This is a genomic window from Mesorhizobium sp. M1D.F.Ca.ET.231.01.1.1 (assembly GCF_003999155.2).
GTDB lineage: Bacteria > Pseudomonadota > Alphaproteobacteria > Rhizobiales > Rhizobiaceae > Mesorhizobium.
In genome coordinates, this window is record NZ_RZOZ02000009.1 from 250732 (window position 1) to 274423 (window position 23692).

Annotated in this window: 20 protein-coding genes; 10 read left to right on the forward strand and 10 right to left on the reverse strand. The window is 65.1% G+C overall.

Annotation, left to right across the window (positions count from 1 at the left end):
• Positions 1-139: 139 nt before the first annotated feature.
• Entirely contained in the window at positions 140-1762 is a 1623-nt protein-coding gene (locus EN874_RS23540) for an ABC-F family ATP-binding cassette domain-containing protein (protein WP_127427505.1), read from the forward strand.
• 38 nt (positions 1763-1800) lie between these two features.
• Here the strand turns inward: EN874_RS23540 and htpG are convergent, their stop codons facing one another.
• The gene (gene htpG, locus EN874_RS23545) at positions 1801-3687 is read right to left on the reverse strand and encodes a molecular chaperone HtpG (protein WP_127427506.1); all 1887 of its coding nucleotides are present in this window, start codon (positions 3685-3687) and stop codon (positions 1801-1803) included.
• Between the two features lie 381 nt (positions 3688-4068).
• On the opposite strand from htpG, the gene EN874_RS23550 reads away from it, so the two are divergent.
• Entirely contained in the window at positions 4069-5487 is a 1419-nt protein-coding gene (locus EN874_RS23550) for a hypothetical protein (protein ID WP_127427507.1), read from the forward strand.
• Between the two features lie 18 nt (positions 5488-5505).
• On the opposite strand, the gene EN874_RS23555 is transcribed toward EN874_RS23550, so the two are convergent.
• The 3 genes from EN874_RS23555 to EN874_RS23565 form a co-directional block, all read right to left on the reverse strand.
• Entirely contained in the window at positions 5506-6399 is an 894-nt protein-coding gene (locus EN874_RS23555; protein ID WP_127427508.1) for a hypothetical protein, read from the reverse strand.
• A 178-nt stretch (positions 6400-6577) separates the two neighbouring features.
• Positions 6578-8236 carry an acyl-CoA synthetase gene (locus EN874_RS23560; RefSeq protein ID WP_127427509.1) on the reverse strand — a complete coding sequence of 553 codons (1659 nt, stop codon included), beginning with the start codon at positions 8234-8236 and terminating at the stop codon, positions 6578-6580.
• 79 nt (positions 8237-8315) lie between these two features.
• Positions 8316-9161: a helix-turn-helix transcriptional regulator gene (locus EN874_RS23565; protein ID WP_168247567.1), complete on the reverse strand. Its 846-nt coding sequence runs from the start codon at positions 9159-9161 to the stop codon at positions 8316-8318.
• Between the two features lie 141 nt (positions 9162-9302).
• On the opposite strand from EN874_RS23565, the gene EN874_RS23570 reads away from it, so the two are divergent.
• Positions 9303-9692, forward strand: coding sequence for a VOC family protein (locus EN874_RS23570; protein ID WP_127427511.1), 390 nt, complete (start codon positions 9303-9305; stop codon positions 9690-9692).
• Positions 9693-9695: 3 nt separating this feature from the next.
• Here EN874_RS23570 and EN874_RS23575 read toward each other — a convergent pair whose 3' ends face one another.
• The gene (locus EN874_RS23575) at positions 9696-10394 is read right to left on the reverse strand and encodes a YafY family protein (RefSeq protein ID WP_127427512.1); all 699 of its coding nucleotides are present in this window, start codon (positions 10392-10394) and stop codon (positions 9696-9698) included.
• 95 nt (positions 10395-10489) lie between these two features.
• Here EN874_RS23575 and EN874_RS23580 point away from each other — a divergent pair, with 95 nt between their 5' ends.
• Together EN874_RS23580 and EN874_RS23585 are read left to right on the forward strand one after the other, a co-directional pair.
• Positions 10490-10894 carry a VOC family protein gene (locus EN874_RS23580; RefSeq protein ID WP_127427513.1) on the forward strand — a complete coding sequence of 135 codons (405 nt, stop codon included), beginning with the start codon at positions 10490-10492 and terminating at the stop codon, positions 10892-10894.
• A 68-nt stretch (positions 10895-10962) separates the two neighbouring features.
• Positions 10963-12519, forward strand: coding sequence for a serine hydrolase (locus EN874_RS23585; protein ID WP_127427514.1), 1557 nt, complete (start codon positions 10963-10965; stop codon positions 12517-12519).
• 25 nt (positions 12520-12544) lie between these two features.
• On the opposite strand, the gene EN874_RS23590 is transcribed toward EN874_RS23585, so the two are convergent.
• Complete coding sequence (locus EN874_RS23590; RefSeq protein WP_127427515.1) at positions 12545-13111, reverse strand: hypothetical protein; 567 nt, start codon at positions 13109-13111, stop codon at positions 12545-12547.
• A 37-nt stretch (positions 13112-13148) separates the two neighbouring features.
• A complete protein-coding gene (locus EN874_RS23595; RefSeq protein ID WP_127427516.1) occupies positions 13149-14087 on the reverse strand; it encodes a hypothetical protein in 939 nt (312 codons plus the stop codon).
• A gap of 170 nt (positions 14088-14257) precedes the next feature.
• On the opposite strand from EN874_RS23595, the gene EN874_RS23600 reads away from it, so the two are divergent.
• Entirely contained in the window at positions 14258-15364 is a 1107-nt protein-coding gene (locus tag EN874_RS23600; protein ID WP_127427517.1) for a KamA family radical SAM protein, read from the forward strand.
• A gap of 208 nt (positions 15365-15572) precedes the next feature.
• Entirely contained in the window at positions 15573-16394 is an 822-nt protein-coding gene (locus EN874_RS23605; RefSeq protein ID WP_245513640.1) for a BA14K family protein, read from the forward strand.
• Positions 16395-16571: 177 nt separating this feature from the next.
• On the opposite strand, the gene EN874_RS23610 is transcribed toward EN874_RS23605, so the two are convergent.
• The gene (locus EN874_RS23610; RefSeq protein ID WP_127427539.1) at positions 16572-17705 is read right to left on the reverse strand and encodes an alpha-hydroxy acid oxidase; all 1134 of its coding nucleotides are present in this window, start codon (positions 17703-17705) and stop codon (positions 16572-16574) included.
• 193 nt (positions 17706-17898) lie between these two features.
• Here EN874_RS23610 and EN874_RS23615 point away from each other — a divergent pair, with 193 nt between their 5' ends.
• Together EN874_RS23615 and EN874_RS23620 are read left to right on the forward strand one after the other, a co-directional pair.
• On the forward strand, positions 17899-18480 hold the full coding sequence (locus tag EN874_RS23615; protein ID WP_127427519.1) for a TetR/AcrR family transcriptional regulator: 582 nt from the start codon (positions 17899-17901) through the stop codon (positions 18478-18480).
• A 197-nt stretch (positions 18481-18677) separates the two neighbouring features.
• Complete coding sequence (locus EN874_RS23620) at positions 18678-19085, forward strand: globin family protein (protein ID WP_127427520.1); 408 nt, start codon at positions 18678-18680, stop codon at positions 19083-19085.
• A gap of 339 nt (positions 19086-19424) precedes the next feature.
• Here EN874_RS23620 and EN874_RS23630 read toward each other — a convergent pair whose 3' ends face one another.
• Both EN874_RS23630 and EN874_RS23635 read right to left on the reverse strand, forming a co-directional pair.
• Positions 19425-20816: an FAD-binding oxidoreductase gene (locus EN874_RS23630; protein ID WP_127427522.1), complete on the reverse strand. Its 1392-nt coding sequence runs from the start codon at positions 20814-20816 to the stop codon at positions 19425-19427.
• 218 nt (positions 20817-21034) lie between these two features.
• Positions 21035-21586, reverse strand: a complete 552-nt coding sequence (locus EN874_RS23635) for a group 1 truncated hemoglobin (protein WP_127427523.1) — start codon at positions 21584-21586, stop codon at positions 21035-21037.
• A 304-nt stretch (positions 21587-21890) separates the two neighbouring features.
• Here EN874_RS23635 and EN874_RS23640 point away from each other — a divergent pair, with 304 nt between their 5' ends.
• Positions 21891-23411, forward strand: coding sequence for an FAD-dependent oxidoreductase (locus EN874_RS23640; RefSeq protein WP_127427524.1), 1521 nt, complete (start codon positions 21891-21893; stop codon positions 23409-23411).
• Positions 23412-23692: the final 281 nt, after the last annotated feature.

Consider the following 23692-nt stretch of genomic DNA (forward strand, 5'->3'; position numbering starts at 1 on the left):
GAGTAAGGGAGTAAGGGAGTAGGGGAGTAGGCGAGGGATGTGATCGCCGAAGCGGCGGATAAGGGGTTCCCTTATCTCGCGCATTCGCTTATTTGCCCTACTCCCCTACTCCCCTACTCCCCTACTCCCCTACGAGCCCATGATCCGTCTCGAAAGCATCGGCAAGCAGAACGGCCAACAGATCGTCTTCGTCGAAGCCTCGGCCGCCTTGCAGAAGGGCGAGAAGGTCGGGCTCGTCGGCCCGAACGGCGCCGGCAAGACGACATTGTTCCGCATGATCATCGGTCAGGAGCAGCCCGACGAGGGCCAGGTCTCGGTCGATCGTGGCGTCACCATCGGCTATTTCAGCCAGGATGTCGGCGACATGGGGGGATTAAGCGCCGTGGCCGAAGTCATGGAAGGCGCCGGGCCGGTCAGCGCGGTCGCCGCCGAGATGCGCGAGCTGGAGCACGCCATGGGCGATCCCGACCGCGTCGACGAGATGGATCAGATCATCGAGCGCTACGGCGAGTTGCAGCACCGCTTCGAGGAGCTCGACGGCTATGCGCTCGACGGCCGGGCGCGCGAGGTGCTGGACGGCCTGGGCTTCTCGCAGGAGATGATGGACGGCGACGTCGCAAAGCTTTCCGGCGGCTGGAAGATGCGCGTGGCGCTCGCCCGCATCCTGCTCATGCGGCCCGACGTCATGCTGCTCGACGAGCCGAGCAACCACCTCGACCTCGAAAGCCTGATCTGGCTGGAGAAATTCCTGAAGGACTATGACGGCGCGCTGCTGATGACCTCGCACGACCGCGAGTTCATGAACCGCATCGTCTCGAAAGTGATCGAGATCGATGCCGGCGCGCTCACCTCCTATTCCGGCAACTACGAATTCTACCAGGAACAGCGGGGGCTGGCCGACAAGCAGCTGCAGGCGCAGTTCGAGCGCCAGCAGGCGATGCTGGCCAAGGAGATCGCCTTCATCGAGCGCTTCAAGGCGCGCGCCTCGCATGCCGCGCAGGTGCAGAGCCGGGTCAAGAAGCTCGACAAGATCGACCGCGTCGAGCCGCCGAAGCGCCGCCAGACGGTAGCCTTCGAGTTCCAGCCGGCGCCGCGCTGCGGCGAGGACGTGGCGACGCTGAAAGGGATCCACAAGTCCTACGGCAGCCGCTCCATCTATTCAGGCCTCGACTTCCAGATCCGCCGCCGCGAACGCTGGTGCGTGATGGGCGTCAACGGCGCCGGCAAGTCGACGCTGCTGAAGCTGGTGGCCGGCGCCTCCGAGCCGGACGAGGGGACCGTCGCGCGCGGGCCAAGCGTCAAGATGGGCTATTTCGCCCAGCACGCCATGGAGCTGCTCGACGGCGAGCGCACCGTTTTCCAGACCCTTGAAGACAATTTCCCGCAGGCCGGCCAGGCGCCGCTCAGGGCTTTAGCCGGCTGTTTCGGCTTTTCCGGCGACGAGATCGAGAAGAAGTGCCGCGTGCTCTCCGGCGGCGAGAAGGCCCGCCTGGTGATGGCGCTGATGCTCTTCGATCCGCCCAATCTTCTGGTGCTCGACGAGCCGACCAACCACCTCGACATGGCGACCAAGCAGATGCTGATCGAGGCGCTGGCGCAATATGAGGGCACCATGCTCTTCGTCTCGCACGACCGCCATTTCCTGGCAGCGCTCTCCAACCGCTTGCTGGAGCTGACGCCTGACGGCATCCACACCTATGGCGGCGGCTATACCGAATATGTCGCCCGCACCGGCCAGGAAGCGCCGGGGCTGAGAGGGTAGGGCGGCGCCTCCCCACGCTGGATCGGCGCCGGCGCCAATCACCCCTTCGCCAACCCGCGCTCGATCAACCGAGCAAGTCGCGCAGAGAACGCCTTCGCATCCGCCGGCTTGTCGCCGTCGAGCACGCGCGCCTCGTCGTAGAGCAGATGCGCGGCGTCTTCCTTGAAGGCCTGCTCGTCGTCGCCGAGCCTGGCCAGCGCCGCGACCCGCTCGTGCCGCGGGTTGATCTCGAGGATCGGCCTCGCGGCCTTGTCCAACCGGCCGGCGGCGTTGAGCAGCCGCTCGAACTGGCGGTCGGGGCCATGCTCGGGCGCAACCAGGCAAACCGCGCTTTCGGTCAGGCGGTCCGAGGCCTTGACGTCCGAAACCTCGTCGCCGAGCGTCGCCTTCACGAAAGCCAGGAAGCCGTCGATTTCCGGCATCGCCGTCGTCTCCGGCTTGGCTGTCGTGTCGAGCAGCGGGATCTCCGATAGCTCGGCGGCTCCCTGCGTCACCGACTTGAACGGCTTGCCGTCGAATTCCGGCGCCATCGTCGTCCAGAAACTATCGACCGGATCGGTCAAAAGCAGCACTTCGATGCCGCGTGCCCGAAAACCTTCGAGCTGCGGCGAGGCCTCGATCCGGGCGCGGTCGTCACCAGCCATGAAGAAGATCGCCTTCTGGCCTTCCTTCATGGCGGCGACATAGTCGGCGAGGCCGCGCAAATCTTCGCCCGAAGCCGTCGAGCGGAAACGGGCGAGCTTCAGCAACTGGTCGCGTCGCTCGTAGTCCTCGTAGAGACCTTCCTTGAGCACGACGCCGAAATTCTCCCAGACCTTGGCGTAAGCCTCGGCATCGTTGTCGGCCAGCTTGGCGAGATCGCCGAGCACGCGGTTGGTCACGCCCTTGCGGATCGCGGCGAGCAGCGGGCTTTCCTGGATCATCTCGCGCGAGACGTTGAGCGGCAGGTCGGCGGAATCGACCAGACCGCGCACGAAGCGCAGGTAGCGCGGCAGGACGTCGGCGTCGTCGGTGATGAAGACGCGCCGCACATAGAGCTTCATGCGTCCCTTGCGGTCCTGGTCGAAGAGATCGAACGGGCGCGAGCCCGGCACGAAGGCGAGCACGCTGTATTCCTGCCGGCCCTCGGCGCGGAAGTGGATCGTGGCGGCCGGCTCGTCATATTGCCCGGCGACGCTGCGGTAGAAGTCGGTGTATTCCTCCGGCTTGATCTCGCTCTTTTGCCGAACCCACAGCGCCGTGCCGTCGGCGATGTCGCGCGGCTCGGCGCCCGGCTTCTCGACAAGCGCGATCGGCACCGGCACGTGGCCCGACTGCGATTTCGCCAATCCCTCCAGCCGGTAAGGCGTCGTGTAGGAGGTCGCATCCTCCATCAGGTGCAACACGACGCGCGTGCCGCGCTTGGGTGCCGCCGCGAGCGGCACCGGCGCGATCTCGTAGGTGCCCTTGCCGTCCGACGACCAGCGCCAGGCTTCCTCGCTGCCGGCCTGCCGGCTGATTACGTCGACATGATCGGCCACCATGAAGGCGGAATAGAAGCCGACGCCGAACTGGCCGATGAGCGCGGAGTCTTCCGCCGCCTTGCCGGCCTCGACCCGCTCGATGAAGGCGCGGGTGCCGGAGCGGGCGATCGTGCCCAGCGCCTCTGCCATCTCGTCGCGACTCATGCCGATGCCGTTATCCTCGACGGCGAGCTGCTTGTTGTCCGGGTCGGCGCCAATGGTGATGCGCGGCCTTGCGTCCTCGCCCAGAAGTCTGGGGCGGGTGATCGCCTCGAAACGCAGTTTTTCGCAGGCATCGGCCGCGTTGGAGATCAGCTCGCGCAGGAAGACATCCCGGTCCGAATAGACTGAATGCACCATCATATGCAGCAGCCGCGAGACGTCGGCCTCGAATGCCCTCGTTTCCGTCTTGATATCCGTCATCCAAACTTTCCCACGTCTTCTTTTTTGCCCGTCGCGCCCAAACGCGTCCGGGATCTCATCCTTCGACCATTTTAATTGCGCTGGCGGCGCCCGGCCGGGGCCGCCCTCGGTACGACAATATCGTGACGAGACGCGAAGGCAACAAGAGGTTGGGTTTGCGGGTCGATGGCGGGTGAACCTACCGGCCCCCGGCAAGGGCGAAAAGGCACTTACCGCGCTCGGCAGAGGTGACGCTGGCGGAACGTCGCGCAAGCCTCTGGAAACCCGCGATAACCTTAATTTCTTCCTTCTTTTGGTCAGGCTTCCCGCGCGGAACGTAAAGGGATAAATTAGTAATTCGTTAAGTAAGACGGCGGGTGTGAGCGTAAGAGGTGTGCCGTTATGAATTTCAAATCCCTGATCAAGCGGGCCGAAGACGTAGACAAGGAATTTCAGGAGCTCCAGTCGGATCTGGCTGAGGCTTTCGAGGAATGTCTTTCGGCTGACGAACAGACGTCCTTGGAAGACGATGCGGTCGCCGCTGCGGCGGCAAGCGACGAGGATCCGCCGGGCGAGGCCCAGTCCGAGGCTTCGGCCTCGCGGCTGACGCCGCACACACAGACACGGTTGGCCGCTCTGGAAGCCGTTGCCGGGCTGTTCCGCGACGGACAGGGTCATCTGGAGGAGATCGGGGCGAGGCTGGCCGAGATCGCCACCGCGCATCAGATGACCCGCGAGATCCTGAACGTCCTGCATCGCGATGCGCTCCGCGCCAATGAGCTTGAGCTGGAGAACGCCGCTTTGAACGCCGGACACAAGGCCCTGGCGGAGCAACTGCTCGACGCCTCCAGGAAGCAGCGCGAACGCGACGGCGCGGCCGAGGCCTGGCAGCAGCGTGAGGCAAGCCTTGTCCAGGACCGCGAGTCGCTGCGCGAGGCGCTAGCGGCGGTGCGGCTCGAGCTGGTCGAGACGGGCAATGAGAGCGCCAGGCGCGAGGCGGAGTTCGGCGAGATCGTCAAGACGCTGACGGCCAAGACCGTCGAGGCCGACAAGCGTGCTGCCGAGAACAAGCTGCTGCGCGAAAAGCAGGTCGGCCTTTCGGTCGACCTTGAGCAGGCGCAAAAGCGCGAGGCGGAAGCCCGGCACAAGTTCGACGAGTTCGCGGCAACCCACGCCAACGAAAGCGCGCGAATTGCCGAGCTGATGGCCCAGATCGGCAATCACGAAAAGGAAGAGGCTCGGCTGCAGAAGTCGCTCGAGACGACGCAAGCCAAGCTTGCAGAGACAACCGAGGCGGCCAGCATCGCCGAAAGCGATGGCGCGTCGGAGCTGGCGCGGAGCCAGGCGGAGCTGCGCGGCTTGCGCTCCGAGATCCAGGAGCTGCAATCGCGGCTGGAGCAGGCCTCCAACGACAAGACCGAAGCCGCTGCCGACACGATGAGGCTCAAGGCACGGTTGAACGATGCCGAGACCGAACGGCAGATCGCGGAGGAAAGGCTGGCCGTTCTCCGGAACGAGAGCGAAATCGACAAGAAGAACCTGTCGGTGGTCAGCACCAACCTGTCGCAGCTTTCGCTGCAGCAGGCGTCCGAGCAGATCCAGCTCGATATCCAGAAGCAGGAATGCGAGGATCTGCGCGCCGAGATCGCGACGCTCAACGCCCGCATCAAGGAGCTGCTGCCTTACGAGCGGCTGCACAGGGTGACGGATGCGAGGGCGCGCAAGGACGTCGTGCCCGTGACCAACGGCATCATCGCGGAGGCCGCGCGCCCGACCGCCCGGCGCAACAGCCGGCGCAACATGCGCGCCAACGCAAGTTGAGATCGGGAAGCGCCTGCGTTACTGGCCGGCCATGTGGTCGGCCAGCTGCTGCGCCTCTGCGAGCAGCGCCGGGAAAGCCGCATCGCCGGGCAGCCGCTCGCCCATGCAGGCGCGATAATCGCCGTCGCCTTTTTCCCAGGCTGCGTTGGCGGCATCGTAGGCCTGCTGGTCCTTGAGGTCCGAGCTCTGATAGGTCTCCTGGAATTTCTGCGCGGTCGCGTCCGCCGCTGTCCAAAGCGCCTCGCAGGCTGCGATCTTCGGCACGGGCGGTGATGCGGGCGCCTCGGCGATGAGGACGCGGTCGCCCTTGACCACCGCGACGACGACCTGCTGGGCGTAGATCGGCCCGACGTCCTGTGTCCAGCCGCCGAGCCTGGCGACAACGATATCGGCGCCTTCGGGCTTCTTCAGCGCAAAGTCGAGCGTCTTCACGAATGCGGCGTCGGCGCCGATGGCCTGGGTGTAGAAGGCATCGAGCTTGAGCGCGTCGTCGATGCCGGTTGGCAGCTTGAGGCTCTCATCGTCCTCATCAGTCTTGGACCGCAGCCAGCGCTCCGCGAGCCCGCGCGTCGTCGCCACGATGCTCGGGCCCTCGTCGCTCTTGGCGTAGCGCAGCCCGTCGAGCATGCCGAAGCCGATATCGGAGGCACTTAGGCTTTCGAGGTTGATCTTGCCGGTTGCCGGAAAATCCTTGACGGAAAGCGGGCCGAGAATAGCGGCAAGACGCTTTTCGAGATCGGCCTGCGCCTTGGTGTTCGCGGCATCGAGCGTTTCCACCTGAGTGTTCGAGCTCTCCAGCGCCGCGATGTCGGAAATCGCCTTGTCGCGCTGGGCGATATAGTCGTCCTCCGGCGAGGCCGCGAAAGCAGCAGTGCCCGCGAGCGAGAACAGAAGTGTTAAGACCAACCGCATGATATGACCCCGCTCGGCGTTTCGCCCAAAGACATACGAACGTTTGAAGACAAGATTGGGCTAAAAAAAGACAGCAGGCGACGGCGACGAAGCTGCCGATCTCGCCACAAGGGCATTGATGATTGGCGAAGGGCTGCGAGATGGGTGATCTCCCCCACAAGGGGGCAGATCAGCCCTCTCACCCGTTGCGCTTCTCCACCTCGGCCTTCCGCAGCAAGAACCGCTGGATCTTGCCGCTCGGGGTTTTCGGCAGCTCGGTGACGAATTCGACCTCGCGCGGATAGGAATGGGCCGAAAGTCGCTTCTTCACATGCTGCGCAAGTTCTTCCGCAAGCGCGTCGCTGCCCTTATAGGCCGGCGCCAGCACCACGAAGGCCTTGACGATCTCGGTACGCTGCGGATCGGGCACGCCGACCGCGGCCGCCTCGTTGACCGCCGGATGCTCGATCAGCGCGCTTTCCACATCGAACGGGCCGATGCGGTAGCCGGCCGAGGTGATGACGTCGTCGGCCCGGCCGATGAAGGAGACCGAGCCGTCCGGCTCGTATTCCACCGTGTCGCCTGTGCGGTAGTAGCCGCCGGCGATCGCCGGCGTCTCCGCCTGATGGTAGCCGTCGAACCAGCGCAGCGGCGATTTGGCGATATCGACAGCGAGCACGCCCGGCTGGTTGGGACCGAGCTCGCGGCCCGCTTCGTCCAGCACCACCATGCGGTAGCCCGGCATGGCGAAGCCGGCCGAGCCCGCGCGAACCGTGTGCGCCAGACCATGGTGGTTGTTGACCATCATGCCGTTCTCGGTCTGGCCGTAATGGTCGTGGATGGGCGCGGCGAGGTGGGCGTCGAACCAGCGGATCACTTCCGGGTTGAGCGGCTCGCCGGCGCTGCTCACGACGCGCAGCTTGCCCTTGACGCGGGCGGCGGCCTCGGCGCCTTCCGCCATCAGCAGCCGATAGGCGGTGGGCGAGCCGGCAAGGCTGGTGACGCCTAGCCGCTCGATGATGTAGTAGGTGCTTATAGCGTTGAAAGCGCCTTCGTAGAAGGTGGTGGCGATGCCAAGCTGGAGTGGCCCGGTGATGGCATAGTAGAGCCCGTAGGCCCAGCCAGGGTCGGCGATATTCCAGAACACGTCGTCGGACCGAAGCCCGATCGCGTCGCGCATGTAGGCGCCGAAGGCGAGCAAAGCGTTGAGCGGCACCGGCACGCCCTTCGGGTGGCCGGTCGTGCCGGAGGTCGACATCATCATGAAGAGATCCGAGCCCTTGCGCATCACCGGGTCACAGTCGGGGGAGGCGGCGGCAAGCGCGGCGCGGAAATCGATGTCGCCGGCGGGTAAGGTCTCGCCAGGCCCGAGGATGGTCGCGACGCGCGGCGGGTTTTCCACCTCGTGGAGCTTGCCGCGATTTGCCGGGTTGGTCACCACCAGCTTGGCCTTGCTGTAGCTTAAGCGATGCTCGATCGCGTTCGGGCCGAAGGCTGTGAACAGCGGCTGGTAGACCGCGCCGACGCGCCAGGCGCCGAGGATCAGCGCCACCAGCTCGGGAATGCGCGGCAGCATGCCGGCCACGACATCGCCGGGGCGAACGCCCAGATCCTTCAGGAGATTGCCGACGCGGCCCGACATGTCGGCGAGATCATCAAAACTGTATTCGCGCAGCTCGTCATTGGCGGAGATCGCCCGCAGCGCCAGCCGGTTTTCGCCGGTATAGCGGCCGCAGCATTCGACATAGGCGTTGATGCCGCTCGCCGGATCGCCGGAGAGCCTGGCGATCTCGTCCTCGATGCGGAAGCGCCGCACGGCATCCTCGTGGCGCGGCAGCGTCGCTGACATTTCGGTCATGGCAATCCTCCCTTGGCCGCACGCCACCTCCCTATCGCATGGGCTGAGGGAGATTGCCCGAAAACCCGGCGCTGGTCGATTACGGTGAAAGTCGGGGAGAGGGGCGCGCTCGCAGGCTTTCGCCACGCTTCCGATAAAGGCTGATCGTCATGTCCTTGCCCGCCCCGGCGGGCGTCAGCATGACGTAATCATAGGTCACGACCTCGCCACTTGGCCCAACCAGCCCCTTCGACCAGATCGGCGCTTCCTCGACACGCATCTCCGCCCATTGCCGATCGAACTCCGGGCTCAGCGCCCTGAGCGGATCGAGCACGGCGCGGATGTCTGCAGCCGCCGCATAGCCGACCGTCGCCGAGCGAAACTGCGCGATGGCTGAGCGCGCCACCACCTCCCAGTCGGCGAACAGCGCCCGCCAGTCCGGATCGAGGAAGAGCCGCGTGAGCAGGTTGCGCTTCACCGGGTCCTCCGGGTCGAACCCGCCGAACAGCGCCGCCGCCTCGTCATTCCATGCCGCGAAATCCCAGGCGCGGTTCAGCGCGTAGGCTGGATTGGGCGAGAGCGCCGCAAGCAGGTCAGCCATCCACGGATCGGGCGAGGGGCGTTCGGACCGGGAAGTCTCGGGCAGCCATTGCGGCTTCGCGAGTTTGAATAGATGCTCGCGCTCGACCGGCAAGAGCTTCAGCACGTCGGCCAGCGCGTGGAGCACCTGGGCGGACGGGTTGGCCTCGCGCCCTTGTTCCAGCCACGTGTACCAGGTGGCGCTGATGCCGGCGAGCAGTGCCACCTCCTCGCGCAGCAGGCCCGGGGCGCGCCGTCGGGTGCCGGGGCTGATGCCGTGCCGCGCCGGCTCGACGCGCTCGCGCATGGCGCGCAGAAAGCGACCGAGCTCCTTGCGTCTGTCCGCCTCAGCCGTCCGTTCCAGCATCCCGTACCCTCGAAGGGGGTTAGCGGCGCTACCAGCAGCGCCGCTCATCTTGTACTACCTGACTACCAGTATAAATCCAGCGGCGCTTCTAACACCACACTGGTCGCACCCGACGCGGCCAACTTGGACAAGGATCCAAAAATGAATGCGCTGAAAAAGATCAGGAACATCGACTACACCGTCATCTTCGCCCGCGACATGAAAGCGATGCGCGGCTTCTACGAGGACGTCATGGGCTTTCCCGTTCATTCGAGCCTCGGCGAGGGTTGGACCGCCTACCAGGTCGGCTCCTGCCTCCTGGCCCTGACAGAGCGCAGCGCAATGTTCAACGACGCGACGACGCCGGCAGGCGCGCTTTCGCTGCAGCTTGCCTTTCGCGTCGCGCCCGCCGAGGTCGACCAATGCGCCGAGGCGCTGCGAGACAAGGGCGTCGCCATCGAGATGGAGGCGACCGACCAGCCCTGGGGCCACCGCACGTTGTTCTTCCGCGATCCGGATGGGAATGTGCTGGAGATCTATGCGGAGATTTAGGGATCAGGGCAGGCGAAGCCCTTGCGCTTCCATGTGCCGTTTCCAGCGGCTGCGCAGCTCTGCCGGCCGGCAGCCGATGCGCTCGTCGAGGAAGGTGGCGGCGCTGATGCGGTCGGTGCGGAAATGGCGGAAATCCTGGCGCAGCTCGCACCAGGCTGCGAGCAGCCGCACCGTCTCGGCATAGCCGATCATCGTCGGCCAGATGACGCGTTCGCTCTCTTCCTCGCGTTCGTTGCGGTAGCGGATGCGGATCTTGTGGCCGTTGCGGATCGATGCGCGTGCCCGTGCGATGTCGAGCCCGTCCGGTAGGCTTGCGCGGCTGAGCGGCGCACCGACGCTCGGCTGGCTGACGCAGGGGCGCAGGCGCTCCGGCACGACAGTGGCGATCTTGGCGATGAGGTCGCGCGCCGCTTCCGCCAGTACCGCGTCGCCCTTGTCGGCTACCCATTGCGCGCCGAGCACCGCCGCCTCCAGCTCGTCCGGCGTCAGCATCAGTGGCGGCATATCGTAATCGCGGTCGAGCACATAGCCGAGGCCGGCTTCGCCCTGGATCGGCACGCGCTGGCCGATGAGGTCGGCAATGTCGCGATAGACCGAACGGCGCGAGGTCTCGAGCTCCTCGGCGATCCGGCTGGCGGTTATCGGCTGGGTCGAGCGCCGCAGGATCTGGATGATCTGGAACAATCTGTCGGCGCGGCGCAAGGCATGTCTCCTGTTGCCACTATGCTGGCAGCAGGCCTCGTCCACAAGTCGGACACGGCGCCGCAACGGGCGCCAGCATCTGATGGAGAAGATTCATGAATTTCGTTTCGACCCGCATCATCACCGCCGATGTCAGGCGGCTGGTCGACTTCTATGAGGAGGCGACCGGTTCCAAGCTCACGCTTTACACCGAGGATTTCGCCGAACTGATCACAAAGGCCGGCACGCTCGCCATCGGCAGCACGCGCACGCTGCAGCTCTTCGGCGGCGACCACGTCGCTCGGCCGGCAGCCAATCAAACAGCCATCATCGAGTTCCGCGTCGCAGATGTCGATGCCGAGTACCGGCGGCTCGCCGATCGCATCGATGGCTCACTGGTGCAGGCGCCGACCACCATGCCGTGGGGCAACCGCTCGCTGCTGTTCCGCGATCCCGACGGTAATCTCGTCAATTTCTTCACGCCGGTGACCGTCGAGGCGATCCGGAAGTTCGAGAGGTGACGGGGATTGGCCCGGCCGGCGCTGCCCTGTATTGTCGCGAGGTCAATGCGGAGAGGGGAGGCGCAAGCATGCGGCTTGATCGGAATCTCTGTCATTTGAGGATCTTGGCCTTCATCGGCGTTATCGGGCTTTGGAACCAGGCGGCATCTGCGGATCCAATCTCGCCCGAGCGGATGTCGACGGCCCTGTCGAAGCTCGAGGCGCTGGCGCAGGGCGCCGTCGCGGACGGTGCCGTGCCCGGTCTCGCCATCGCGGTCGTTCATGACGACGAGGTTGTCTTCCTGAAAGGGTTCGGCCATCGCGAGGCCGGCAAGCCGGAGGCCGTCGACCCCGACACGGTGTTCCAGATCGCGTCCCTCTCCAAGCCGGTCTCCGCCACGGTCGTGGCGGCGCTGGTCAGCGACGGGGTCGTGTCCTGGGATTCCAGGATCGCCGATCTCGATCCGGGCTTCCGGCTCGCCGATCCCTATCCCACCAGCCAGCTGACGGTGCGCGATCTCTTCGCGCATCGCAGCGGGCTTCCGGGCACCGCCGGCGACGACCTCGAGGACATCGGCTACGATCGCGCCACGATCCTGCATCGCCTGCGCTTCGTGCCGCCGTCGTCGAGCTTTCGCGCCGGCTACTCCTACAGCAATTTCGGCCTGACCGAAGGCGCCGTCGCGGCCGCCATGCCGACGGGAAAGTCCTGGGAGGAGGTCGCCGAGGAAAAGCTTTACCGTCCGCTCGGCATGGCCTCGACCAGCTCGCGTCTCGCGGATTTCGTCATGCACGCCGATCGCGCGGCGCTTCACGTCAGGGTCGACGGCGCCTGGGCTGCGAAGATCAAGCGCGATCCGGACGCGCAGGCGCCCGCCGGCGGCGTCAGCTCCACCGCCCGCGATCTCTCGCAATGGGTGCGCCTGCTGCTGGGCGACGGCGCCTACGCCGGCAAGCCGCTGATCGCGGCAGATGCGCTCGCCCAGACGCATGTGCCGCTGATGACGCGCGGCAAGAACCCGGTCTCGGGCGGCGAATCCTTCTACGGCCTCGGCTGGAACGTCGAATTCGGCCGGCACGGACTGAGCTGGGGCCATGCCGGCGCCTTCAGCGTCGGCGCGCGCACGGTGGTGACGCTGTTCCCGAAGGAGAAGCTCGGCATCGCCATCCTTACCAACGCCTTCCCGACCGGCGCGCCGGAAGGTCTCTCCGACAGCTTCGCCGATCTGGTCTTTGACGGTTCGGTCGAGAAGGATTGGATCGGGGCCTGGGACGCGATCTATGCCGACCTGTTCGGCCCGGCTGTCGAGGCGGCCAAAGCCGCCTATGCTAAGCCGCCGTCGCCGGCAAGGCCGGCGGCGCCGGCCGGCGCCTATATCGGCCACTACGCCAACGACTTCATCGGCCAAGCGGTCGTATCGGGCGCGGGCGACGGCCTCGTGCTCAAGCTGGGCCCGGCCGGCGCGCGATCCTATTCATTGAAGCACTTCGACGGAGATATTTTCCTGACCTTCCCTGATGCCGAGACCCCGAACCGGCCAGCGGGCGTGAGCTTTGTCGTCGGCCCGGACGGCAAGGCGTCGGCCGTGACGATCGATTTTCTCGACGACAACCATATGGGCACGCTGCGGCGGGTGGGGGACTAACTCAGCATACTGCCCTGTGCCCTACTTATGCGCCGTCCTTGCGTCGAAATGTGCGAACCGGCATCTCGCGCCGCCAATGCGTCATCACTTTTTCCTGAAAGCGATCGCCTTTGAATCTTACGCAATGACTGCTCTCGATCAGAAATATATCGTCCTTGAATGCAACGTCCTCCAGGAACCGGTCAGACAGGACGTCTAGATTGACCTCACTCCCCGAAGTTTGACCGATCAATTGGGAAAAGGTGAACATTGCATAGCAATAATTGTCGAAGGTCTCGAACTCTGAAAAGTCTGCAATGCGACATTCATCCAATGTCATTGCGGGATAGCTGTATGGACCCGGACTACTCCTGTTCGCGTCTCGCTCAAGGAGCCGGGGCATAGCGGGCGGTCGAAGGGCCTTGGTGGCGCCAGCCGCCTCCAGCACGGAGGTACTCCACTCCCAGCAACTCGTGAACCAGTTATTGAATGCTTCGCGCATCACGCCGTGTTCGTCTGGCAACCAACTGTTAAATTCTCGCTCGGCCTCGATTAGCCGGTAAACATCGAAAAGAAACTCGTATATGAGTGCAGCCACCGTCGCGTTTCGCATTCCTCGACCTCATGCGGCTTGGCCTGCACCCTTAGGATTATTCGGCAATTTCTTTGTGGTGAAGCAACCTGAAGCAATCGCCGCTGCCGGATTTCGCCTGCGTCAGCACGGGTTTCGCCCGGTCGATCCATTCCTGGTGCGATCTGGCATCGGCTTCGATCGCATCCGCCGATGCTGCGCTGACGAAGCCGCGGCCCTTGCTGAACAGCCAGCACGCGCGGCCTAGGAACTGCCTGCTGCGCAGGCGCAAGAGATCGGCGTCATAGAAGATGTCGAGCACCTCGTGCTTGATCTTGCGCTCCTTCTCCGGATTGGCGACCGCGGCCTCGACCGGCTCGCCGCCGATCGCGTCCTGGAGGTCCTTGTAGTCGAGGACGAGCTGGGTGGTGGCGTATTTGATCTCGCTCTCGTCGCGCACGATGTTGAACCACAGCTTGGGATCGATCTCGTTGACGACGAAAGTCGTCTCGAAATCACGCGACAGGTTCAGGATGTCGAAGTCGCGCACATCGATATCGCGCTCGACCAGGAGGATCTTCGTGACCTGCTTGCCGAGTTCGCTTCCCTGCGCGCTCACCGCAGCGTTCTTTCCGCCAAGATCCGGGCTGATATAGGCGCCGCCCTCGTCCAGGACATCGTCGAACTCGCCGAGCGTTTCGATGACGGGCGCGCCGCGGGCAATGCGCGCGGCAAGCTTGGCCAGTACCTGCTGCAGCTCGGTCTCGCGTTTGCGCTGGTCCTGATAATTCTGCTGGAAGAAGAAGATGAACAGCGAAACGCCGATGCCGATGAGGATGACGCCAAGCTGTGAGAAGATGTTGCGGTAATATTCCAGCAGCTTTTCGCGGTGGCGTATGTCGTCGCGCACACTGTGCGCCACATGCAGATTGACGATCAAAGAAAGGATCAGCAGTCCCGCGCCGACCAGGATGAGCCCGCCGATCAGGAGGTAGCCATGGCCTGTGTTGAAATCCATTGTTCGCCCCCGAAGCCCCGGATGGCTGAGACTAATAGCATTTCGCTAAAACAACTATCCGCATGGGCAGGGAGCGAGGCGCGGCGCCTGCTGGTCTGCGGCAACCGCGGCGGTTGACCCCGCCGCCCATCCGGCCGATAGGTCCGCCGAAATTGCTTGCGGGACCTCCGATGACCTCAGACGCCAACCTCAAACAACCGGCCTTCGCGCCCGACGCCGCCTGGCAGGGCGATGTCCGCGCCGGCGTGCGCCATGTCCGTGACCTTGCCGCGCTGCCGCTTTCGCCCGCCGAGCGCGGGGCTGCGCAGAAAGCCGCGGCCAGCCACAAGGTGCGCGTGCCGAAAGCTTACCTCGACCTGATCGACTGGAGCGATCCCAACGACCCGATCCGCGCCCAGGTGATCCCGTCGCCGGACGAGTTGATCGCCGCCGAGGGCGAGCTCGACGACCCGATCGGCGACCATGCCTACAGCCCGGTGCCGCGGCTGACGCATCGCCACGCCGACCGCGTGCTTTTGTTCCCGACCTACCAATGCGCGGTCTATTGCCGCTTCTGTTTTCGCAAGGAGTCGCTGACGTCGATCGGCCGCGGCTATACGCGCGAGGCGCTGGAGCCGGCGCTGGCCCATATCGCCGGGCACCCCGAGATCCGCGAGGTGATCCTGACCGGCGGCGATCCGCTCTCGCTGCCGGACAAGGCGCTGGCCGAAATCCGCGCCCGCATCGAGGCCATCCCGCATGTCCGGCTGTTGCGCATCCACACCCGCGTGCCGGTGGCGCTGCCGTCGCGCATCACGGCGGGGTTGGTGGCGGCGCTGCAGGGCCGGTTGTTGGTGACGGTGGTCACCCACTTCAACCACCCGCGCGAGATCACCGGCGAGGCCGAAACGGCCTGCCGGACGATGCGGCAGGCGGGTTTTGTCCTGCTCAACCAGAGCGTCCTCTTGAAAGGCGTCAACGATCATGTCGAGGTGCTGGAGGAGCTCTGCCGCGAGCTGATGTATCGCCTCGGGGTAAAGCCCTATTACCTGCACCATGGCGACCTGACGCGCGGTATGGCGCACCGCCGCACGACAATTGCCGAGGGGCAGGCGCTGGTCGCCGAACTGCGCCATCGCCTCTCCGGCATATGCAACCCGACCTATGTCATCGATTTGCCCGAAGGCGGCGGCAAGGTGCCGCTCGCGGCAAGCCATATCGAGGGCCGCGACGGCGAGACCTGGCGGATTCGTGGGCAGGACGGGAAGGTGAGGGAATATCGCGAGGTGGTCGGCTAGCTCCTTCCTCGCCCCGTATGGCGGTGGAGATAGGTGGCCGCGAAGCGGCCGGAGAGGAGGCTTCGTAGGGCGATGACCTTCTTTATGGTCGCATGGCGCGGGTTAGCGCCACCACTTAGTCTCGGCTTCGCCGAACCACCATTTCATGGGGACGGGAACTTCCATCCCGTGCCTGGCATTCTATGAGCGGGGGCTTAAGGAGTGCAGCGTGAAGGCTTTGTTGGGAATCGTCGGCGGCTTCGTGCTCACCCTGGCCGTGTTCGCCAGCGGACTTGGCTTCGCCACCTGGCTGCTGGCCGCCAAGCCGGTGCGCCAGGCCACACCCGCGATCGGCGTTTCCGAGCTGTGGACCAAGGATGCCCAGCCGGTCGATCCGGCGAAGCAGGAGCTCGAGCGCATCCCGGCCCAGCAGGCGGCCGGCGCGCCCGCCAAGGCGGATACCGGCGCGCAGACCACCGCTCTCGCCACCCCGCAACCCGCCGCGCCGCGGCAATTGCAGCCCTTGCCCGCCCAGCCCAACGCTTCACAGATGGCCCAGCCCGATGCCAATGCGGCCGCCCAACCTTCCGGGCAGACCTCTTCCGAGCAGGCACCGGCCGGGCAGGCCCGATTGCCCGCCGCCCATCTCGAATGGTGCGCCAACCGCTATCGCAGCTATCGTCCGGAAGAAAACAGCTACCGCTCCTACAGCGGCGAGCTGCGCCCCTGCGTCTCGCCTTATTTCGATCCGGGCGGCGACGCCACCGCTTCGACCGACGCAGGTCGGAGTGGCCAGGCCGATCAGGGCGAGGTGAGCGACGACGAGGCCGAGATGGAAGGCTACGCTCCCACGCGTGACGGCTACGCCACCACCTATGGCGGCCCGCCGGAGGAGATCGCGCCCGAGGAGCAAGCCCCCAGGGATCGCCTTTTGGGCCCGCAGTTTTCGGGTGACCATGTCAGCGACTGCTTCAGCCGCTACCGCTCCTACGATCCGCAGGACAACACCTACCAGCCCCTCGACGGCGGCCCGCGCCGGCAGTGCGAGTAGGGGCGGCGCGCTTCCCTCGCCGGCAGGATAGAAAGGGTTGCCTCGCGCCGGTATCCCCTCTGTCAAGCGCGCCAACCTAGTGCGTTTCACCGTTTCACCTAAACGGCGAAACGCCCTATCTCCTTGTTTTTACGCAATTCCGGACGGAAAACCGCTCACACTTTTCCTGGAATTGCCCTAGTTCAGCACCCTCTCGTCAATCTCCGCGACATTGCGCGTTCCCGTCAGTGCCATGGTGACCGACAGTTCCTTGCGCAGGATATCGATGGCGGTCGCCACGCCCGCCTCGCCGCCGGCGCCGAGGCCGTAGACATAGGCGCGCCCGACCAGGCAGGCGCGGGCGCCGAGCGCCAGCGCCCGCATCACATCCTGGCCGGAGCGCACGCCGCCGTCGAACAGCACCTCCACCTGCGAACCCACCGCCTCGGCGATCCGGGGCAGCATCGAGATAGTCGAGGGCGCGCCGTCGAGCTGCCGGCCGCCATGGTTGGAGACCACGATGGCGTCGGCGCCGGCCTTGCAGGCCGAGCGCGCGTCGACGACATCAAGGATGCCCTTGAGGATAAGCTTGCCCGGCCAGATGCTTCGGATCCACTCGACGTCGCTCCAGTTCAGCGACGCATCGAACTGGTGCGACACCCAGTCCGCCACACCCTTGACGCTGCCCTCGCCCTTGAGATGGCCGGCGAGATTGCCGAAGGTCCATCGCTTTGCCGTAAGCATGCGGGCCGCCCAGGCCCGCCGGCTGGCGATGTCGAGGATCGTGCGAACTTTCAGCGCCGGCGGCACCGAAAGCCCATTCCTGACGTCGGCGTGGCGCTGCCCCAGCACCTGCAGGTCGACGGTGAGCACCAGCCCGCTGCAGCGGGCGGCATGCGCCCGCTCGGCCAGCGCGCGCACGAAGCCGCGGTCCTTCATTACATAGAGCTGGAACCAGAACGGCTTGCCGACCGCTTGCGCCACGTCCTCGATCGAGCATATCGACATTGTGCTCATCGTATAGGGAATTCCGGCGGCCTTTGCCGCGCGGCAGGCGAGGATCTCGCCATCGGCCCATTGCATGCCGCCGAGGCCGATCGGCGCCAGCGCTATGGGCAGCGCCACCTTCTCGCCGAGGATGGTGGTCGACGTGTCGCGCTGCTCGACGTCGACCAGCACGCGCTGCTTCAGCGTGATCCGCTCGAGGTCGGCGCGGTTGGCGCGCAGCGTCTGCTCGGCATATGAGCCGGCCTCGGCATAGTCGAAGAAGGCGCGCGGCACCTGGCGTCGCGCCGCCTGGCGCAGGTCCTCGATGCAGGTCATGTTCGCCATCAGCTTTGGTGCCGTCGCCGTCGCCCCGATCGTGTCCGGCAACGTCACGATCCCTGTCGGAACATCGAGCACCGTGGGGACCACTCTTTCCATCGTCGTCCTCCCTTCGAAGATTAGTAAGCACTGATCATTGAAGGCCGCGCTTGCCCTGATGTAAATTCACTAGCGAGTATACTTTCGACCGGCAGCGCCCATGCCCAGAACGTCCGACGCGACCAGGCCCGTGATCTTGCAGGCGGCGTACAAGCTCTTTCGCCGCCGGGGTTTCTTCCGCGTCGGGATGGACGAGATCGCGGGCGCCGCCGGCGTCACCAAGCGCACGCTCTATTATCACTTCGCCAGCAAGGACGCGCTGCTGACGGCGGTGCTCGCCTCGCAGCACGAGCGCACCTTCGCCGACTTCCAGAATTACGGCATCGATCTGTCGGGCGGCGCGGATGCGCTGATCGACAAGCTGTTCGAGGGGCTCGTCAAATGGTCGTCCAAGCCGCGCTGGGCGGGCTCCGGCTTCACCCGCCTCGCCATCGAGCTCGCCGACCTGTCGGGCCATCCCGCGCGCTCGATCGCGCGCCAGCACAAGGCGCTGATGGAGCGGAACCTGGAGGCGATGCTTGCCCAGGCGAACGTGCCGGCCCCGAAGGAGCGGGCGCGCGAGCTGATCATGTTGATCGAGGGCGCCATGGTGATGATCCTGATCCACGGCGACCGGAACTATTGCACGGCGGCAGTGCACGCGGCGAAGCGGTTGGTGGCAGGGGCTGGCCCTGCCGCTTGATCCCAAGCTGCACGGACGCCGCGATCCTTCGCGCCGGCGTCTCAGTCGTTCTTCTCGCTGTGGGAGAGGAACCCAGCCTCCCGCAACCCGATACGCGGCAGAGACAAGCCTGAAACATATCGCCTCCACAACCGGCATGCCGGCGAAACACCAAGGCGTGATCCTCACGCAGACCAAGGACGCCGAGGAGCGCGCCGATGACACCCGACCAGATCAGGCTTGTGCAGGATAGTTTTCGCGACGTCGCTGCGGCCTTGTTCTGCGAGAAGCTGTTTGCCATCGACGGCAGCCTCAAGGCGCTGTTTCACACAACCGAGATGGAGAAGCAGGGCGCCAAGCTGATGACGGCCCCCGGCTTCGTCGTGCACGGGCTTTCCCGCGCCGAGACCATCCTGCCCACTGTTCAGGATCTCGCCAGGCGCCATGTCGGCTACGGCGTCGAGGAGCATCATTACCCAATCGTCGGCCAGGCGCTGATCGAGACGCTCGAGGCGGGCCTCGGCGAGGCTTTCACGCAGGAGATGCGGGAAGCATGGCAAGCCGCCTACGGGCTGCTCGCCGGCGTCATGATCGCGGCGGCGCGTGAGGTTGAGCTGGCGGCTTGAATTCGGCTTTTTGGCTCCTCGCTTGGCGGAGCGAGGGGCCGAGCCAAGCCGAGGCGGAGAAGGGGCTTTGTAGCGAGTTCCCCTTCTCCGTCTTGGCTTGCCTGGCCGTGCGGGCGATATGGGCGAAAGGAAATCAGCGCCTCATTCCTTCGCGCCCCCTCTGTCCTGCCGGACATCTCCCCCACAAGGAGGGAGATTGGCAGCTTCGGCGCTCCGCTCATTCCTGCAACGTTGGCGACTGGCGAAAGCCAACACGACGTCCAATCTCCCCCCTTGTGGGGGAGATGGTCGGCAGACCAGAGGGGGGCGCTGTCCCGCCGGCCTCTCAGGGCATAGCCGTCACTCCCCCGAAACAACCTTCCCCGGATTCATCACATTGCCCGGATCGATCATCGCCTTGATCGCCCGCGCCAATTCCCGCTTCACCGGGTCGGCGTGGCGCTCATAGGCCTCGCGCTTGTCGAGGCCTATCCCGTGCTCGGCCGAGAACGAGCCGCCGGCTTCGTTCAGCCCCTCATAGAGCACGTCCTCGATCGCCTCGTGCCGCTCATGCGGCACCTGCCCGTCGCAGTTGATGGATATGTGCAGATTGCCGTCGGCAAGATGGCCGTAGACATAGGGCGCGTATGAAGCGTCGAGCGTCTTCAGCCCGGCTTCGATGCGCGCCACATAGGCGTCCAGCGCGCCGGCCGGCACCGAGACATCGAAGGAGGGCGCCAAGGGATGCGCGCGCTCGATTTGCTCCGTCTCCTCGCGCAGCCGCCACATCGCGGCCGCCTGCGCCTCGGAAGCCGCGACCAGCGCGTCGACGATGCCAGCCTCTACCCAGATCGCCGCCAGCCCGTCCTCGAGCGCCGTCCGCGCCGCCTCGATCGAGTCGGCGCCGAGGCCCAGCACCAGCAGGCAAGGCGCGTCGAGCGGCAACTGCCCGGGCGCGTAGCCAAGCCCCCGCTGCATCAAGGCGGCAAAGCGCCGCCACAGGATCTCGGCGGCGGTAAGCCGCGTGCCGGTTTGGCTCAGAAAATGCCGCACGATGCGCTGCGCGCTGGCCGCATCCGGCACGCCGACCAGCGCGGTTGCGCTTGCGCCGGCCACCGGATCGAGCCTGAGCGCCACGCGGGTGACGATGCCGAGCGTCCCTTCCGCGCCGATGAACAGGAGTTTCAGGTCATAGCCGGCGCTGGTCTTGAGCACCTGGGTGAGGTCGGAGAACACGCGCCCGTCCGGCAGCACGGCTTCCAGGCCGAGCACGCGGTGGCGCATCGTGCCGTTGCGAAAGGCCATGATGCCGCCTGCATTGGTGGAAACCATACCGCCGATGGTGGCGCTGCCGCGCGCCGCAAGGTCGATGCCGGGGTCGAGCCCATGCTGGGCCGCAGCCTCCTGCAGCGCCCCAAGCGTCGCGCCGGCCTGGACGATCGCCACCCGCGCGAACGGGTCGATCTCCTCGATTTGGTTGAGCCCGCCGAGATCGCAGATCACCTGGCCGGAAGAAGTCGCCGCCCCGCCCGCCAGCCCGGTGCGCCCGCCCTGCGCGACCAGCCCGATGCCGCGCTCCGCGCAAAACTTCACCAGCGCCGCGACGCTCGCGGTGTCGGCCGGCCGCACCAGCGCCGAGGCGCCGAAATTGCGGGCGTCGAAGCCGGGGTCACGAGTGGCGAGCTCGGCGGCGTCCCAGATGGTGGCGTTAGGGAGGAGGGCGCGCAACTCGGCGACAAGGGAGGCGGGCATGGGACGGCTCCGGGGAGGGGAGAAAGCGCCATCCTATAGAGGAACCGGAGCCTCGGAGTCACGCGAGCTTGCCCCAGACGCCGATCGCGCAGTTTCCAGGCGTCAAGCCCGTTGTTGCGGCCGCGCTCGATTTCCTGCGCGACGAGGACGTCACCGTGCGCGCCGTCGTCCGCTGGACGCAACAGCACGAGAGGACCGCTTCTACCTGGCGGCGTGCATCAGCCCTTTTTGACGTAGCCCTCGGTAACCTCGTCCTTGTGCGCGGCGAAGGCCTCCAGCACCTCCGTCTTCTCAGCCTTCGGAACCTTGAAATGGTCCAGGGTCCGCCCGAGTTCCGCTGCGACCTCGTCGAATTCCGCCGGAGAGATCCGCAAGTCGCGGTGAGCCTCTTCAAGGCCGAGCGGCGTCGCGCCGGGCCTTGTGGCGACGAACTTGAAGGGGCCGCCGGAAACGTCGCAGACCCACAGCGTGCGCATGAATTTGAGGCCTGGGAGTCGTTGAAGGTTCTTGGTGTGCCATTTCCGCAGTTGCGGGTTTTTGGACTTCTTGCCGACGATGGGGTTCTTCACGACGGCATCGCTGAAGTGATCCACCACCGCCGCAATGGCGAACACGCCCCCCAGCCGCTCATACAGACTTTTCGCAGGCGCGGTTTGCTTGGTCTGCGCGCGTGCGTTGTCGGCGGGCAATACAGCCGTCGATGCGGCGGTAACCGCCAGCCCCGCGACGACACATCGTCTTGTGAAAGAGGCCAAAACAGCCGTTGTCATCTCTGGTTCCCTTCGAGGTTACGCCAGAGCAAGCCGCGGCCTGTCTGGCGGCTTCAATGATTTTGATCGTCGAATATGTCCACTTTGCCTTACCTGGCATTATCTGAGGAATTAACGAGTCCCCAGCCCCAAATATTCCGTTCGAGTGCCTGTTTCGTGGCCATGCAGTTGCACGACCCGCGCCAGCGCGCGTGGTCCAGGTTCAGGAACATTCCGCGTCGAGCGGAGTTTGAAAGCACGGCCCCGCTCGCTGTGGCCAAGATCGGTCGATACGGCGAGCTTATGTCGTCTGGATGAGAATGCGATGAACGTCAGCGGCGAAGCGACCAGATCTTTTTGGATGCTCGACACCAGCTTGCCCAGCGCTCCCCGCCTCGAGCAGGACGAGCATTGCGACGTGGCCGTCATCGGCGCCGGCATCGCCGGTGTTTCAGTTGCCTATGAACTGGCCTTGGCAGGACGCAAGGTGGTGCTTGTGGATCGCGGCCCCTTGCTCGGCGGGATGACATCCCGCACGACCGCCCATTTGGCGCCAATCTGCGACGACGGTTTGAGCGCTCTGGTCAAGATGCGCGGCGAGGCCCTCGCGCGCGGATTTCAGGAAAGTCAGCAAGCCGCCGTCGACTGTATCGAACAGCATGTCGGCAGGCTGGAGATCGATTGCGACTTCCGGCGGCTGGACGGCTTCCTTTTCCCGGCCGCCTGGATGGATGAGAAAGAGGCCGCCAGAGAATGCAACAAGGAATATGCCGCCGCGGCAAAGATCGGCGTCGAAGTTGAGCATGGCGAGGGTGTACCGCTCAAGGGCCATGAATCGGCGCCCATCCTGCGCTATCCGAACCAGGCCACTTTCCATCCGCTGAAATATCTTCGCGCGCTGCTCGCCGATTTCCAGAAGCGAGGCGGCAAGGCATTCGCCGACAGCGCCGTCGTCGAAATCGAGGAGGGGAAGCAGGTTCGCCTGAAATGCGACGGCGGCTCCACTGTCACGGCGTCGAACGCGGTGTTTGCCACGAATTCGCCAATCAACACCTTGGTAAAGATCCATAGCAAGATGGCGCCTTACCGCACCTATGCGATGGCTTTCGACATCGAAAGGGGAATTCTTCCTGATGCGCTCTACTGGGACATGGACGATCCCTATTATTATGTCCGACTCAATCCCGGCCTCGGCGAGACCGACTGTCTCATTGCCGGCGGCCGCGATCACAAATCGGGCGAAGCCGATGACGGCGAGGTTCGCTTTACTGCGCTCGAAGCCTGGATCAGGGCATTGGTGCCCGATCTTGGCAGAGAAAGAGCGAGATGGTCGGGTCAGGTTCTCGATACGATCGACTATTGCGGCTTTATCGGCCGCAGCCCCGGCAACGGCAACGTCTTCATCGCCACCGGCGACTCCGGACAGGGCATGACGCACGGCGTATTGGCCGGGCTGCTGATCCGCGATTTGATCGTGGAAGGATCGAACCCGTGGGAAGCCGTGTATGCCCCGGATCGGACGCCGCCCGCCGCCCTTGCGCAATACGTCAATGAGAACCTCACGACGGTGAAGAACCTTGCTGGCTATTTGCTGCCCGGCGAGATCAAATCGGCCGACGATCTCAAGCCTGGTGAAGGCGGCATTCTTCAGGACGGCTTGAGCAAGCTCGCCGTATGCCGCGAACGCGACGGAAAGCTGCACAGGCATTCAGCGAGCTGCACGCATCTGGGCTGCATCGTGCAATGGAATTCCACGGAGCAGTGCTGGGATTGCCCCTGCCACGGCTCGCAGTTCTCGCCAGACGGAACGGTGCTCAACGGGCCGGCGATCCGGCCTCTGGCCTAGCCGGCCGGAGAGGCTTGACCGCTGCAAACCTGCCCAATATTTCGCCGGTTGCAGCGCGCCCAGCACCGGCTTCCGATTATTCTGTTTCGGCACCGAGCATCATCGGTCGGGCGAAAGGCTACGGCGAAGTCGCCGAGCCTAACTGTTTGATCCCGGCATTTGATGGTGCATTGTTTTCCCAAGAATGGAAGGATGCACTATGGGCCAGGTTCTTCACGGCAGCGCCACAACGACAGAGGCGATCCGTCGAACAATACAGAATAGTCAAGAGAGCCTGAGAA

Coding starts and splice junctions, on each gene's coding strand:
- EN874_RS23610 (WP_127427539.1), bottom strand. CDS start 17,705: ATGGCGAACATGACCTGCATCGAGGACCTGCGCCAGGCGGCGCGACGC.
- EN874_RS23640 (WP_127427524.1), top strand. CDS start 21,891: ATGAACGTCAGCGGCGAAGCGACCAGATCTTTTTGGATGCTCGACACC.
- EN874_RS23590 (WP_127427515.1), bottom strand. CDS start 13,111: ATGCGAAACGCGACGGTGGCTGCACTCATATACGAGTTTCTTTTCGAT.
- EN874_RS23585 (WP_127427514.1), top strand. CDS start 10,963: ATGCGGCTTGATCGGAATCTCTGTCATTTGAGGATCTTGGCCTTCATC.
- EN874_RS23630 (WP_127427522.1), bottom strand. CDS start 20,816: ATGCCCGCCTCCCTTGTCGCCGAGTTGCGCGCCCTCCTCCCTAACGCC.
- EN874_RS23595 (WP_127427516.1), bottom strand. CDS start 14,087: ATGGATTTCAACACAGGCCATGGCTACCTCCTGATCGGCGGGCTCATC.
- EN874_RS23540 (WP_127427505.1), top strand. CDS start 140: ATGATCCGTCTCGAAAGCATCGGCAAGCAGAACGGCCAACAGATCGTC.
- EN874_RS23570 (WP_127427511.1), top strand. CDS start 9,303: ATGAATGCGCTGAAAAAGATCAGGAACATCGACTACACCGTCATCTTC.
- EN874_RS23565 (WP_168247567.1), bottom strand. CDS start 9,161: ATGCTGGAACGGACGGCTGAGGCGGACAGACGCAAGGAGCTCGGTCGC.
- htpG (WP_127427506.1), bottom strand. CDS start 3,687: ATGACGGATATCAAGACGGAAACGAGGGCATTCGAGGCCGACGTCTCG.
- EN874_RS23550 (WP_127427507.1), top strand. CDS start 4,069: ATGAATTTCAAATCCCTGATCAAGCGGGCCGAAGACGTAGACAAGGAA.
- EN874_RS23615 (WP_127427519.1), top strand. CDS start 17,899: ATGCCCAGAACGTCCGACGCGACCAGGCCCGTGATCTTGCAGGCGGCG.
- EN874_RS23555 (WP_127427508.1), bottom strand. CDS start 6,399: ATGCGGTTGGTCTTAACACTTCTGTTCTCGCTCGCGGGCACTGCTGCT.
- EN874_RS23580 (WP_127427513.1), top strand. CDS start 10,490: ATGAATTTCGTTTCGACCCGCATCATCACCGCCGATGTCAGGCGGCTG.
- EN874_RS23600 (WP_127427517.1), top strand. CDS start 14,258: ATGACCTCAGACGCCAACCTCAAACAACCGGCCTTCGCGCCCGACGCC.
- EN874_RS23620 (WP_127427520.1), top strand. CDS start 18,678: ATGACACCCGACCAGATCAGGCTTGTGCAGGATAGTTTTCGCGACGTC.
- EN874_RS23560 (WP_127427509.1), bottom strand. CDS start 8,236: ATGACCGAAATGTCAGCGACGCTGCCGCGCCACGAGGATGCCGTGCGG.
- EN874_RS23635 (WP_127427523.1), bottom strand. CDS start 21,586: ATGACAACGGCTGTTTTGGCCTCTTTCACAAGACGATGTGTCGTCGCG.